This window comes from Streptococcus pseudopneumoniae (assembly GCF_001074565.1).
In the GTDB taxonomy this organism is placed as follows: domain Bacteria; phylum Bacillota; class Bacilli; order Lactobacillales; family Streptococcaceae; genus Streptococcus; species Streptococcus pseudopneumoniae_J.
Window position 1 is genome coordinate 21,253 of record NZ_JUQX01000059.1, and the last position, 12,909, is coordinate 34,161.

A 12,909-nucleotide genomic window follows, 5' to 3' on the forward strand; every position below is an offset into this window, starting at 1 on the left:
AGCCATGTCAAAATATAACTGGGATGAAAAGCATATCATCACCTTCCCTGAAGAAAAAGTGGCCCTCTCTACCAAGGATTTACATGTTTACTACGGTAAAAATGAATCCATCAAGGGCATCGATATGCAATTTGAAAAAAATAAAATTACAGCCTTGATTGGTCCGTCTGGATCAGGGAAATCTACCTATCTTCGCAGTCTCAATCGGATGAATGATACCATTGATATTGCCAAGGTAACAGGTCAAATTCTCTACCAAGGTATTGACGTTAATCGTCCAGAAATCAATGTTTATGAGATGCGCAAGCATATCGGAATGGTCTTTCAACGTCCAATCCCATTTGCTAAGTCTATTTACCGTAACATCACTTTTGCCCATGAACGTGCAGGTGTTAAGGATAAGAAGGTCTTGGATGAAATTGTGGAAACTTCTCTCCGTCAAGCTGCCCTTTGGGACCAGGTCAAAGATGATTTGCACAAGTCAGCCCTGACCCTGTCTGGAGGTCAGCAGCAACGGCTTTGCATCGCGCGAGCTATCTCTGTCAAGCCAGATATCCTCTTGATGGATGAGCCTGCGTCAGCCTTGGATCCGATTGCGACAGCCCAACTGGAAGAAACCATGCTGGAGTTGAAGAAAGACTTTACCATCATCATCGTTACCCACAGTATGCAACAGGCTGCCCGTGCGAGTGACTATACTGGATTTTTCTACTTGGGTGATTTGATTGAGTATGATAAGACGTCCAATATTTTCCAAAATGCCAAGCTACAGTCAACCAATGACTATGTAACGGGACACTTTGGTTAGAAAGGAAACAGCATGACAGAACCGATTTTGCAGGTTAAAGACCTGTCCGTTTATTACAACAAAAAGAAGGCCTTGAATAGTGTTTCCCTTTCTTTCCAACCCAAGGAAATAACCGCCCTCATTGGTCCGTCAGGTTCAGGGAAGTCAACTCTTCTCAAGGCCATCAACCGGATGGGAGATTTAAATCCTGAAGTGACAACAACGGGGACAGTGATTTATAATGGTCACAATATCTACAGCCCCCGAACTGATACGGTTGAATTGCGTAAGGAAATCGGCATGGTTTTCCAACAGCCCAATCCCTTCCCTATGTCTATCTACGAAAATGTTGTTTACGGACTGCGAATCAATGGAGTTAAGGATAAACAAGTCCTTGATGAAGCAGTAGAAAAGGCCTTGCAACGCGCTTCTATCTGGGATGAAGTCAAGGATCGTTTGCATGATTCGGCTATTGGTCTCTCAGGAGGTCAACAGCAACGTGTCTGTGTTGCCCGTGTTTTAGCGACCAGCCCTAAAATCATCCTCTTGGACGAACCAACCTCGGCCTTGGATCCTATCTCGGCTGGAAAGATTGAGGAAACCTTGTATGGTCTAAAGGATAAATATACCATGCTCTTGGTAACACGTTCCATGCAGCAGGCTTCTCGTATCTCTGATAAAACAGGCTTTTTCCTAGATGGAGATTTGATTGAGTTCAATGATACGAAAAAGATGTTCCTAGACCCACAAAACAAGGAAACAGAAGACTATATTACAGGAAAATTTGGATAAGGAGTTGAAAGATGTTACGATCTCAATTTGAAGAAGATTTAGAGAAATTGCACAACCAGTTCTACGCAATGGGACAAGAAGTGCTTTCGCAGATCAATCGTACAGTGCGTGCCTTTGTCACTCATGACCGTGATTTAGCTAAAGAAGTTATCGACAAAGATGCGGAAGTGAATGAATATGAAATTAAGCTGGAGAAGAAATCATTTGAAATTATTGCCCTTCAGCAACCCGTTTCTCAGGACCTTCGTACTGTCTTGACCGTTCTCAAGGCGGTTTCAGACCTCGAACGCATGGGAGATCATGCAGTCTCTATCGCTGAGGCAACCATTCGCATGAAAGGGGAGCAACGTATCCCTGCCGTTGAAGAAGAAATCAAACAGATGGGTCGCGATGTGAAGAACTTCGTCGAAGCAGCTCTAGATCTCTATCTGAATGGTTCTGTGGATCAAGCCTACGAAGTGGCGGCTATGGATGAAAAAATCAACCATTACTTTGATAGCATTCGTGAATTGGCTACAGAAGAAATCAAGAAAAATCCTGAAGCTATTGTTACAGGACGCGATTACTTCCAGGTTATTTCCTTCTTGGAACGTATCGGAGACTACGCAAAAAATATCTGTGAATGGGTTGTTTACTTTGAAACAGGTAAGATTGTTGAATTATAAAGTATTCAAATGATAAAATTATTGTGAAAGCTTACTTTTTAATAGTAAGCTTTCGTTGTATTGATGGTTTCTTTTATCGGAGGTGAGTAATGGACTACATACAGAATATAAGAAAAAAAGTTGGGAAAGATAAAATTATTTTAAATTTCACCTGTGGAATATTAAATCAATCAGGAAAAATTTTATTACAAAAACGAGCAGATAAAGGAACGTGGGGATTACCAGGTGGTGCGATTGAATTAGGTGAATCGGCTTTAGAAGCTTTAGTGCGAGAGTTTTATGAAGAAACGGGAATCGAAGTGAGAGCGGAAAAACTCTTAAATGTTTATACTAAATATTCAGATAGTTATCCGAATGGCGATGAGGCTCAAGTGCTTACAATTTTGTATTTAGTTTCATCTGAAAATTCTATTTCTACAAATTTTCTTTCAAGTAATGAAACTTTAGAATTAGGATTTTTTTATTATGGGGACATACAAAACATTGCAATTGTAAACCAGCAACATCAAGATATGATAAATGATTTTTTTGAAAATAAGTTCCCAATAGATAGATAAACTAATCTCTGAATATCTTTTTTTGTAACTATATTTTATGAAAATGCAAGAAAAACGTTGACAAGCAGTTTCAAACGGGTTATAATTATTCAGAAATAACAGAAAGGCCGTTTATTTATGAAAATTAAGAAATGGATATTAGTTGTGTGTAGCATACTTGCCAGCATGATTTTAGTAGCTTGTCAATCCAGTACGGATAGTTCCCAGTCTGCTGTGGATGCTATCAAACAAAAAGGGAAGCTAGTTGTTGCGACCAGCCCAGACTATGCGCCATTTGAATTCCAAGCCTTGGTTGATGGTAAAAACCAAGTGGTTGGTGCAGATATTGATATGGCTCAAGCGATTGCGGATGAACTTGGGGTTAAACTTGAAATCTCTAGTATGAGTTTTGACAATGTTTTGACCAGTCTTCAAACTGGAAAGGCTGACTTGGCTATTGCAGGAATTAGTGCCACTGATGAGAGAAAGGAAGTCTTTGACTTTTCTATCCCTTACTATGAAAACAAGATGAGCTTCTTGGTTAGAAAAGCCGATTTAGACAAATACAAGGATCTTTCAAACCTTGCAAGTGCTAATATCGCAGCTCAAAAGGGAACTGTTCCAGAAACCATGGTCAAGGAACAATTGCCAAATGCACAATTGACATCCTTGACCAATATGGGTGAAGCAGTCAATGAATTGCAAGCTGGAAAAGTGGATGCTGTTCATATGGATGAACCAGTTGCTCTTAGTTACGCAGGTAAAAACTCAGACCTTGTCGTTGCGACAGCTACTTTGACAATGAAAGATGGCGAAGCCAATGCCGTTGCTATCAAGAAAGGTCAATCAGACTTGAAAGCAGTAGTCGATAAGGTTATCCAAAAACTGAAAGATGAAGGAACCTATCAAACTTATCTGGAAAAAGCTGCGAAACTAACAGAAGTTGAACAGTAAAAAAGAAAGCAGAGTTGGACTTTAATCCAATTCTGCTTTTATGTATTGTAATAGTGCTTCTAGATTTTCGAGAGTGACTTTGGCGAACTGATAAGGGCAGGCATCCAAATAGGCCTTCTCAAAAAAGTCTAGTTTGAGGGAGCTATGCTTTAAACTGGCAATTTTAGGATAGGTCCTTAAATCAAGGAGAAGGCCATCATGTAGAGGATAGCAGGGCAAGGGACAGGTGTTTTTTTCAAGTACTTCCTTTATCCGAGCCTGATAGTTCTCTTGAAGGGTCAGTCTGGCAAGTCGATTTTTTTCAAATAACTGGCTATCGATGTAAAGAGAAAGAGCCTTTTGCATGATGAGATTGCTATCATAGTCCAGGATATTTTTGTAGGAAACAAAGGCCTCTTTTAGGGCATTTGGGAGAATGAGAGCGGTAATACGAAGGGCTGGAAAGAGACTGGTTGAGAAGGACTTGATATAAATGACGCGATCCTCAGTATCCAGATAGTGGAAGGTTTGACCCTTTCTAGGATCTAAGTCCCCTAAATAGTCATCCTCGACGATATATACACCATACTGGTTTGCTAGATCCAGAATAGCCCTCTTTTCCTGATCAGAATAGGAATGACCTAGAGGATAGTGGAAGCGAGGAATGGTATAGAAAAACTTGATTTTTCCAGATTTGAACTGTTTTTCCAGTTCGTCAAGGTCAATCCCATCGATTCGGCGTTCAATGGTTCTGTAGGCCAATCCCCGAGCGACCAAGAGGCGGTTCATCCGGTGGTAAGTAGGTTGTTCGACCAAAATCTCCTCTCCCTTACTTGGGAAGTTGATCTGTGAAAGGATAAAGAGAGCTTGCTGGGTGCCAGATGTTAGAACCAGTTGGTCGGGTTTGCAGTAGAGGGCTTGATTGAAAAGAAGTTGATGGACAGATTGTCTGAGTTCCTCAAGGCCTTCTTGGTTGTCATAGTAGTTGAAGAGGTAGTTTTCTCTTCCAATCAGTGTTTCATTGACGCAGAGTCTGAAATCGTCATAAGCACTGGCGTGTTCGTCAGTGACTTCGATTTCCAAGTCCTGATGCTGACCCTGTTCCAGAACATAATAGCCACTTTGGGGCTTGGCATAGAGGTATTGTTCATGGCGTAATTCTAGCAGGGCTCGTTGGACAGTGTCCTTGCTACAGTGGAAGTCTTGGCTCAGTTGACGGATGGAGGGAAGCCGGCTACCTGTTGGAAATTTTCCTGATTCGATACCTTTTTTGAGAAAGGAAACGACTGCTTGGTATTTACTTTCTTTCTTCATTCCAGACCTCCCTTGATTTTGTTACATTGTACCTTTTTTTTGTCTACTTGGCAATGGGAAAAGCATTTCTCCCTTTCACAACTAGGAGTAAATGTGGTATACTTAGAAAGTATGATGATTCATTGAAAAGAAGATAAGAAAGAGAATGGATAGAAAAGTGCAGGAACCAGTAAAATTATTTCAATACAATACCCTAGGTGCCCTAATGGCAGGTCTCTATGGTGGAACCATGACAGTGGGAGAATTACTGGAACATGGTGACCTCGGTTTGGGAACCCTTGATTCGATTGATGGGGAGTTGATTGTCCTTGATGGCAAGGCTTATCAAGCCAAGGGTTCAGGGGAACAACCTGAAATTGTAGAAGTTTCACCTGATGCCCTTATCCCTTATGCGGCTGTTGTTCCCCATCAGGCAGAAGTGATTTTTCGACAACGCTTTGAGATGACGGACAAGGAATTGGAAAAACGAATTGAGTCCTACTATGATGGGGAAAATCTTTTCCGTTCCATCAAGATTCATGGCGAATTTGCTCACATGCATGTGCGAATGATTCCTAAATCCACACCTGATACCAAGTTTGCTGATGTCGCGACTCACCAACCTGAATATAGCCGTGAAAATGTATCGGGAACCATTGTTGGATTTTGGACACCGGAGATTTTCCATGGGGTGAGTGTTGCAGGTTACCATTTGCATTTTATCTCAGATGATTTGACCTTTGGTGGGCATGTGATGGACTTTGTTATCAAAGAAGGAATGATCGAGGTTGGGGCAGTCGACCAGTTGGACCAACGTTTTCCAGTCCAAGATCGCCAGTATTTATTTGCCAAATTTAACGTTGACGAGATGAAGAAAGATATTGATAAGTCAGAATAGGAGAAAAAGATGACAGTACATATTATCCTCACCATGATCGCTTTAGTTCTCATTCTAGTAGGTGGAACTTGGTATGCCAAAAAACGGTTTAAAATCTCTCTTGCAGTGATGGGCTTGGGGGCAATCGCATTTTTTGTTTCTTCTCAAGTGTTAGAGAAGATGGTTCACCTTCTGGTACTCCATCCGCAAAAAGATGGAACCATTCCGCTCATGCAGGAGCAGCCTCTCTTATACGTCCTTTATGGGATTGCCATGGCTGCCCTCTTTGAGGAAACAGCTCGTCTTGTCTTTTTTAAATGGTTGGAGAAAAAGAGAAAGCTAGAAGATCGAGATGCTTTGGCTTATGGTTTGGGACATGGGGGCTTGGAGATGCTCTATCTCGGAATGGGAAGCTTGATTAGCCTTTTGATCCTCTTTTCACTAGTACAGTCATCAAATACTGATGCGGCGAATCTTCTTACAAAGACGACACTCGAAACGGTTCAGTCTCTATCAGCATGGCAGATATATCTACTAGGAGTTGAGCGTGTCCTTGCTCTGGTTCTCCAAATGAGCCTTACTGTCTGGGTCTATCAAAGTGTCCGTCAAAAGAAATGGATTTATCTCGTTGCTGCCTATGGATTACATGCCTTGTTCGACTTAGCTCCAGCTCTATCTCAAGTGGGCTGGATTGCAAATCCACTTCTAGTGGAGGGCATTCTTCTTGTAGAAGTACTTGCCTTTGTCTGGCTTACAAAATCTACATTTTGGAAAAAATCATCATAAAAAGAGGTTCACCTCTTTTTTTATGCAATGCTTTGATACTTCCATTTTTCGGTTCGTCAAAAGCCTTTAAAAATGGTATAATGAAATGACTTTACAAAAGGATGAGAGATATGACATTAGTAACTAAAATACAAGAACAATTAGAAGGAATTGATATTCGTTTCAAGGAACCCTTGAAGACCTATACCTATACCAAGGTCGGAGGTCGAGCGGATTATCTGGTTTTGCCACGCAATCGCTATGAGATGGCGCGTGTCGTTCAATTTGCCAATCAAGAGAATATTCCTTGGATGGTGCTAGGAAATGCCAGCAATATTATCGTGCGTGACGGTGGAATTCGTGGATTTGTCATCTTGTGTGACAAGCTCAATAACGTTTCAGTTGATGGTTATACCATTGAAGCGGAAGCTGGGGCCAACTTGATTGAAACGACACGTATTGCCCTTCGTCATAGTTTGACTGGTTTCGAGTTTGCCTGTGGCATTCCAGGGAGCGTCGGTGGAGCAGTCTTTATGAATGCGGGTGCCTATGGAGGAGAGATTGCCCATATCTTGCAGTCTTGTCAAATTTTGACCAAGGAAGGGGAGATTGTGACCTTATCTTCCAAGGAATTGGCTTTTGGTTACCGTCATTCGGCTGTTCAAGATTCTGGAGCTGTTGTTTTGTCAGCTAAATTTGCCCTAGCTCCAGGAAATCATCAGGTTATCAAGCAAGAAATGGACCGCTTAACGCACCTACGTGAACTCAAACAACCTCTAGAATACCCATCTTGTGGTTCAGTCTTTAAGCGTCCAGTGGGGCATTTTGCAGGTCAGTTGATTTCAGAGGCTGGCTTGAAGGGCTACCGTATTGGTGGTGTCGAAGTCTCAGAAAAACATGCAGGCTTTATGATTAATGTAGCCGATGGGACTGCAAGAGATTATGAAGACTTAATTGAGTCTGTCATTGAAAAAGTTAAAGAACATTCAGGTGTTACCTTAGAGCGAGAAGTTCGTATCTTAGGTGAACACGAATAACATTATTTTTACATAGCATTCAAAGATTGGGATTTTATCGCTAAATGAGGTTTAGGTCATTTTATTTCCTACGCTTGTGTCTAGCATTCTAACAAGGTCCCAATCTGTTAATTTACGAAGAAGAAGGAATTTAGAGGAATTGAAAAAACCAATTATTGAGTTCAAAAACGTCTCTAAAGTTTTTGAAGACAGCAACACCAAGGTTCTCAAAGACATTAACTTTGAGTTGGAAGAAGGGAAGTTCTACACTCTTTTAGGCGCATCTGGTTCAGGAAAATCAACCATCCTAAACATCATTGCAGGTTTACTGGATGCGACGACAGGGGATATTTTACTGGATGGGGTAAGGATCAATGATATCCCAACTAATAAACGAGATGTCCATACCGTCTTTCAATCCTATGCCTTGTTTCCACATATGAATGTGTTTGAAAATGTTGCCTTTCCACTCCGCTTGCGTAAAATCGACAAGAAAGAAATCGAGCAACGTGTAGCGGAAGTTCTCAAGATGGTCCAGCTGGAAGGTTACGAGAAGCGTTCCATCCGTAAACTCTCTGGAGGACAACGTCAGCGTGTAGCCATTGCTCGTGCCATCATCAACCAACCCCGTGTGGTCTTGCTGGACGAGCCCTTGTCAGCGCTGGACTTGAAATTGCGGACAGACATGCAGTACGAACTGCGTGAACTGCAACAACGATTGGGAATTACCTTTGTCTTTGTCACTCACGATCAGGAGGAAGCTCTCGCTATGAGTGACTGGATTTTCGTTATGAACGATGGTGAGATTGTCCAATCTGGAACACCTGTTGATATCTACGATGAGCCAATCAACCATTTTGTTGCGACCTTTATAGGTGAGTCAAATATCTTGCCAGGAACCATGATTGAAGACTACTTGGTCGAGTTCAATGGCAAACGCTTTGAAGCGGTCGATGGTGGGATGAAGCCAAATGAGCCTGTTGAGGTTGTCATTCGTCCAGAGGACTTGCGCATTACCCTTCCTGAAGAAGGCAAGCTCCAAGTTAAGGTTGATACTCAACTTTTCCGTGGGGTTCATTACGAGATTATCGCCTATGACGAGCTCGGAAATGAATGGATGATTCACTCAACTCGTAAGGCCATCGTTGGTGAGGAAATCGGTCTGGACTTTGAACCAGAAGATATCCATATCATGCGTCTCAACGAAACCGAAGAAGAATTCGATGCTCGTATCGAAGAATACGTAGAAATCGAAGAGCAAGAAGCAGGTCTGATTAATGCGATCGAGGAGGAAAGAGATGAAGAAAACAACCTCTAAACTCTTTGTAGTGCCCTACATGCTTTGGATTGCCCTCTTTGTTCTCGCACCCTTGGTCTTGATTTTCGGTCAATCCTTTTTCAACATTGAAGGGCAGTTTAGTTTAGAAAACTATAAATCCTATTTTGCGTCACAAAACTTAACCTATCTCAAAATGAGCTTCAACTCTGTGCTTTATGCAGGAATTGTAACTCTGGTGACCCTTCTCATCAGCTATCCAACAGCCCTCTTTTTGACTCGTCTCAAACACCGTCAACTCTGGCTCATGCTGATTATCCTGCCAACATGGATTAACCTGCTCCTTAAGGCTTATGCCTTTATTGGGATTTTTGGTCAAAATGGCTCTATTAACCAATTCTTGGAATTTATCGGAATCGGTTCGCAGCAGTTGCTCTTTACAGATTTCTCCTTTATCTTCGTTGCAAGCTACATCGAGCTTCCCTTTATGATTTTGCCGATTTTCAATGTCTTGGATGATATGGATAACAATCTCATCAATGCCAGCTACGATCTCGGTGCGACCAAGTGGGAAACTTTCCGCCATGTCATCTTCCCTTTATCTATGAATGGTGTGCGAAGTGGAGTCCAATCTGTCTTTATCCCCAGCTTGAGCCTCTTCATGCTGACACGTTTAATCGGTGGGAACCGCGTTATCACCCTGGGGACAGCCATTGAGCAGAACTTCCTGACAAATGATAACTACGGTATGGGTTCAACCATCGGTGTGATTCTCATCCTGACCATGTTTCTCACCATGTGGGTGACCAAGGAAAGGAGAGAACGATGAAAAAATTTGCCAATCTCTACCTAGCCTTTGTCTTTATCATCCTATATTTGCCAATTTTTTACTTGATTGGCTATGCCTTCAATGCCGGGGATGATATGAATAGCTTTACAGGCTTTAGTTTGTCTCACTTTGAAACCATGTTTGGTGATGGAAGACTCATGCTGATTTTGGTTCAGACCTTTTTACTTGCCTTCTTATCAGCCCTGATTGCGACTGTCATTGGTACCTTTGGTGCTATCTACATCTATCAATCACGTAAAAAGTACCAAGAAGCCTTTCTATCTCTCAATAATATTTTGATGGTTGCACCCGACGTTATGATTGGTGCCAGCTTCTTGATTCTCTTTACCCAACTCAAGTTTTCACTTGGATTTTTGACAGTTCTGTCTAGTCACGTGGCTTTCTCGATTCCTATCGTAGTGCTCATGGTCTTGCCGCGATTGAAAGAGATGAATGGGGATATGATTCATGCGGCCTATGACCTTGGAGCTAGCCAGTTCCAGATGTTTAAGGAAATTATGCTTCCTTACTTAACGCCGTCTATCATTGCAGGCTACTTTATGGCTTTCACCTATTCATTGGATGACTTTGCCGTGACCTTCTTTGTAACAGGGAATGGATTTTCAACCCTCTCAGTCGAGATTTACTCTCGGGCTCGTAAGGGAATTTCTCTAGAAATCAATGCTCTTTCAGCCTTGGTCTTTCTCTTTAGTATTATCCTGGTTGTAGGATATTACTTTATTTCACGTGAGAAGGAGGAGAAAGCATGAAACGACTCTATTCATTTTTAGCTGGAATTATAGCCATTATCCTTGTCTTGTGGGGAATTTCCTATCATCTTGATAGTAAAATCAATAGTCGTGATAGTCAAAAATTGGTCATCTACAACTGGGGAGACTATATCGATCCTGAACTTCTAGAGAAATTTACAGAAGAAACAGGAATCCAAGTCCAGTACGAGACCTTTGACTCCAACGAAGCCATGTATACCAAGATCAAGCAGGGTGGAACGACCTACGACATTGCCATCCCAAGTGAATACATGATCAACAAGATGAAGGACGAAGACCTCTTAGTTCCGCTTGATTATTCAAAAATTGAAGGAATCGAAAATATCGGACCAGAGTTTCTCAACCAGTCTTTTGACCCAGGCAATAAATTCTCTATCCCTTATTTCTGGGGGACCTTGGGAATCGTCTACAATGAAACCATGGTAGATGAGGCGCCTGAACATTGGGATGATCTCTGGAAGCCAGAATATAAGGATTCCATCATGCTTTTTGATGGGGCGCGTGAGGTGCTGGGACTCGGGCTTAACTCGCTCGGTTACAGTCTTAACTCTAAGGATCCTCAGCAGTTGGAAGAAACGGTAGACAAGCTCTACAAACTGACTCCAAATATCAAGGCCATTGTGGCAGACGAGATGAAGGGTTACATGATCCAGAACAATGCTGCTATCGGGGTGACCTTCTCAGGAGAAGCCAGCCAGATGTTGGAGAAAAATCCTAACCTTAAATATGTCGTTCCGACTGAGGCCAGCAATCTCTGGTTTGATAACATGGTCATTCCCAAAACCGTGAAAAACCAAGATGCAGCCTATGCCTTTATCAACTTTATGTTGAAACCCGAAAATGCTCTGAAAAATGCGGAGTATGTAGGCTACTCAACACCAAACCTACCAGCCAAGGAAATGCTCCCAGAGGAGACTCGTGAGGACAAATCCTTCTATCCAGACGCTGATACCATGAAACACCTAGAAGTTTATGAGAAATTTGACCATAAATGGACAGGAAAATACAGCGACCTCTTCCTACAATTTAAGATGTATCGGAAGTAGGAGATTATCTGCTAGCGGAAATAATTTCATCAGACAAAAAAATAAAACCTAGCCATAGAAAATTAACCATTTTATGGCTAGATTATTTATTAAAATAGATCATGAATTAGTAGAAAAATATACTTAATCATGCTATAATTTCGATAGAGTTAAAGGCAATTAAGCTTATGATTGAGGTAGTAGCTATGATTAAAAAAGCTATTTTTAGAGGAATGATTCCTTTTGTCATTATGACCAGTTTAGCAATTTTTATGAGACTTCAAGGGATTGATATTTTTCAAGTTAAAAGTACATTTTTGGTTGGCATTATTGCTACCTCGATAGCATCAGCCTCGGTAATTTATGAAATTGAAAAATGGTCTCTATTTAAACAATCTACTATACATTTTATCATTATGCTTTTTACTGTTCTTCCCTGTCTTCTATTTAGTGGATGGTATAAGTTAGTCTCAATTTTGGATTATTTCATTGTTTTTGGTCAATTTTTATTGGTTGGAAGTTTCTTGTGGTCTATCGCCTATATAATATTTGGTAAACTGTTAAAGAAATGAGTTTTACTTCATGGTTATTAAGCTTGACGAACCTCTTCAAAAACGGTATAATACTAGAGTTGAGAATTGATTTTCTCTCCATCTTAGTCCAGAGAAATGGCGGTGCTGCGAGCCATCTAAGATAGAAAATCATGCTACTCGATTGTAACAATTGCATAAGAATAAAGAATGACAAGTTCATTGAATGAAGGTGGTACCGCGGTTTTTCGCCCTTCGTGATATGAATTTGTCTTTTATTTTTGGAGGTGCTTATGAGAAGATTTCTTGTCAAACAAAAATTTCGCCTAGGTGGTGAACGCTTTGATATCAAGGATGAAATGGGCAATGTCGCCTATCAGGTTGAAGGTTCATTTTTTAAGATTCCTAAGACTTTTACTATTTTTGATAATTCTGGTGAACAGGTTAGTGAGATTAGTAAAGAAATGTTGACCTTCATGCCACGCTTTGAGATTCAACTGACTAACGGAGATAGTTTTTATATCCGAAAGAAGTTGACTTTCTTTAGAGATAAGTATGAATTTGACAACCTAGGTCTTCGCATTGAGGGAAATATCTGGGATTTAAACTTTAAACTTCTGGATGACCGTGATCAAGTGATTGCGGAAATCGCCAAGGAACTCTTCCATTTAACCTCTACCTATACTGTAACAGTCTATGACGAATCTTATGCAGACCTAGTCATTTCCCTCTGTGTCGCTATCGACTATGTGGAAATGCTAGAAAGTCAATCAAATTAGTAAAAAGGAGATATT

At 41.1% G+C, this 12,909-nt stretch carries 15 protein-coding genes; 14 read left to right on the forward strand and 1 reads right to left on the reverse strand.

The window, feature by feature from the left end:
* Positions 1–4 precede the first annotated feature (4 nt).
* The 5 genes from pstB (ADI74_RS08525) (at position 5) to ADI74_RS08545 (ending at position 3,734) form a co-directional block, all read left to right on the forward strand.
* On the forward strand, positions 5–808 hold the full coding sequence (gene pstB / locus ADI74_RS08525; RefSeq protein WP_049538314.1) for a phosphate ABC transporter ATP-binding protein PstB: 804 nt from the start codon (positions 5–7) through the stop codon (positions 806–808).
* Positions 809–820: 12 nt separating this feature from the next.
* Positions 821–1,579: a phosphate ABC transporter ATP-binding protein PstB gene (gene pstB / locus ADI74_RS08530; protein ID WP_049538316.1), complete on the forward strand. Its 759-nt coding sequence runs from the start codon at positions 821–823 to the stop codon at positions 1,577–1,579.
* A gap of 11 nt (positions 1,580–1,590) precedes the next feature.
* Complete coding sequence (gene phoU, locus ADI74_RS08535) at positions 1,591–2,244, forward strand: phosphate signaling complex protein PhoU (RefSeq protein ID WP_049538318.1); 654 nt, start codon at positions 1,591–1,593, stop codon at positions 2,242–2,244.
* Positions 2,245–2,333: 89 nt separating this feature from the next.
* Complete coding sequence (locus ADI74_RS08540; RefSeq protein ID WP_049538319.1) at positions 2,334–2,801, forward strand: NUDIX hydrolase; 468 nt, start codon at positions 2,334–2,336, stop codon at positions 2,799–2,801.
* A gap of 117 nt (positions 2,802–2,918) precedes the next feature.
* Positions 2,919–3,734: an ABC transporter substrate-binding protein gene (locus ADI74_RS08545; protein WP_049538321.1), complete on the forward strand. Its 816-nt coding sequence runs from the start codon at positions 2,919–2,921 to the stop codon at positions 3,732–3,734.
* A 21-nt stretch (positions 3,735–3,755) separates the two neighbouring features.
* Here ADI74_RS08545 and ADI74_RS08550 read toward each other — a convergent pair whose 3' ends face one another.
* Positions 3,756–5,027, reverse strand: a complete 1,272-nt coding sequence (locus tag ADI74_RS08550) for a PLP-dependent aminotransferase family protein (protein ID WP_049538322.1) — start codon at positions 5,025–5,027, stop codon at positions 3,756–3,758.
* Positions 5,028–5,172: 145 nt separating this feature from the next.
* Here ADI74_RS08550 and budA point away from each other — a divergent pair, with 145 nt between their 5' ends.
* The 9 genes from budA (at position 5,173) to ADI74_RS08595 (ending at position 12,894) form a co-directional block, all read left to right on the forward strand.
* Complete coding sequence (gene budA, locus ADI74_RS08555; RefSeq protein ID WP_049538323.1) at positions 5,173–5,904, forward strand: acetolactate decarboxylase; 732 nt, start codon at positions 5,173–5,175, stop codon at positions 5,902–5,904.
* A gap of 9 nt (positions 5,905–5,913) precedes the next feature.
* Positions 5,914–6,669 carry a YhfC family intramembrane metalloprotease gene (locus tag ADI74_RS08560; RefSeq protein ID WP_049538324.1) on the forward strand — a complete coding sequence of 252 codons (756 nt, stop codon included), beginning with the start codon at positions 5,914–5,916 and terminating at the stop codon, positions 6,667–6,669.
* Positions 6,670–6,779: 110 nt separating this feature from the next.
* On the forward strand, positions 6,780–7,685 hold the full coding sequence (murB, locus tag ADI74_RS08565; RefSeq protein ID WP_049538325.1) for a UDP-N-acetylmuramate dehydrogenase: 906 nt from the start codon (positions 6,780–6,782) through the stop codon (positions 7,683–7,685).
* A gap of 139 nt (positions 7,686–7,824) precedes the next feature.
* On the forward strand, positions 7,825–8,982 hold the full coding sequence (locus ADI74_RS08570; protein ID WP_000742901.1) for an ABC transporter ATP-binding protein: 1,158 nt from the start codon (positions 7,825–7,827) through the stop codon (positions 8,980–8,982).
* A complete protein-coding gene (locus tag ADI74_RS08575; protein ID WP_000754115.1) occupies positions 8,963–9,769 on the forward strand; it encodes an ABC transporter permease in 807 nt (268 codons plus the stop codon). Before ADI74_RS08570 ends, ADI74_RS08575 begins: the two co-directional genes overlap by 20 nt.
* A complete protein-coding gene (locus ADI74_RS08580) occupies positions 9,766–10,539 on the forward strand; it encodes an ABC transporter permease (protein ID WP_049538326.1) in 774 nt (257 codons plus the stop codon). The genes ADI74_RS08575 and ADI74_RS08580 overlap by 4 nt, the downstream gene beginning before the upstream one ends.
* The gene (locus ADI74_RS08585; RefSeq protein ID WP_049538327.1) at positions 10,536–11,606 is read left to right on the forward strand and encodes an ABC transporter substrate-binding protein; all 1,071 of its coding nucleotides are present in this window, start codon (positions 10,536–10,538) and stop codon (positions 11,604–11,606) included. The genes ADI74_RS08580 and ADI74_RS08585 overlap by 4 nt, the downstream gene beginning before the upstream one ends.
* A 185-nt stretch (positions 11,607–11,791) precedes the next feature.
* Positions 11,792–12,157, forward strand: a complete 366-nt coding sequence (locus ADI74_RS08590; protein ID WP_049538394.1) for a DUF3021 family protein — start codon at positions 11,792–11,794, stop codon at positions 12,155–12,157.
* 251 nt (positions 12,158–12,408) lie between these two features.
* Complete coding sequence (locus tag ADI74_RS08595; RefSeq protein WP_049538328.1) at positions 12,409–12,894, forward strand: LURP-one-related/scramblase family protein; 486 nt, start codon at positions 12,409–12,411, stop codon at positions 12,892–12,894.
* Positions 12,895–12,909: the final 15 nt, after the last annotated feature.

Bases quoted from the DNA above. Each gene is read 5' to 3' on its own strand.
- phoU (WP_049538318.1), top strand. From the start codon at position 1,591: ATGTTACGATCTCAATTTGAAGAAGATTTAGAGAAATTGCACAACCAG.
- ADI74_RS08580 (WP_049538326.1), top strand. From the start codon at position 9,766: ATGAAAAAATTTGCCAATCTCTACCTAGCCTTTGTCTTTATCATCCTA.
- ADI74_RS08540 (WP_049538319.1), top strand. From the start codon at position 2,334: ATGGACTACATACAGAATATAAGAAAAAAAGTTGGGAAAGATAAAATT.
- ADI74_RS08590 (WP_049538394.1), top strand. From the start codon at position 11,792: ATGATTAAAAAAGCTATTTTTAGAGGAATGATTCCTTTTGTCATTATG.
- murB (WP_049538325.1), top strand. From the start codon at position 6,780: ATGACATTAGTAACTAAAATACAAGAACAATTAGAAGGAATTGATATT.
- pstB (WP_049538316.1), top strand. From the start codon at position 821: ATGACAGAACCGATTTTGCAGGTTAAAGACCTGTCCGTTTATTACAAC.
- ADI74_RS08575 (WP_000754115.1), top strand. From the start codon at position 8,963: ATGAAGAAAACAACCTCTAAACTCTTTGTAGTGCCCTACATGCTTTGG.
- ADI74_RS08545 (WP_049538321.1), top strand. From the start codon at position 2,919: ATGAAAATTAAGAAATGGATATTAGTTGTGTGTAGCATACTTGCCAGC.
- pstB (WP_049538314.1), top strand. From the start codon at position 5: ATGTCAAAATATAACTGGGATGAAAAGCATATCATCACCTTCCCTGAA.
- ADI74_RS08550 (WP_049538322.1), bottom strand. From the start codon at position 5,027: ATGAAGAAAGAAAGTAAATACCAAGCAGTCGTTTCCTTTCTCAAAAAA.
- ADI74_RS08595 (WP_049538328.1), top strand. From the start codon at position 12,409: ATGAGAAGATTTCTTGTCAAACAAAAATTTCGCCTAGGTGGTGAACGC.
- budA (WP_049538323.1), top strand. From the start codon at position 5,173: ATGGATAGAAAAGTGCAGGAACCAGTAAAATTATTTCAATACAATACC.
- ADI74_RS08585 (WP_049538327.1), top strand. From the start codon at position 10,536: ATGAAACGACTCTATTCATTTTTAGCTGGAATTATAGCCATTATCCTT.
- ADI74_RS08560 (WP_049538324.1), top strand. From the start codon at position 5,914: ATGACAGTACATATTATCCTCACCATGATCGCTTTAGTTCTCATTCTA.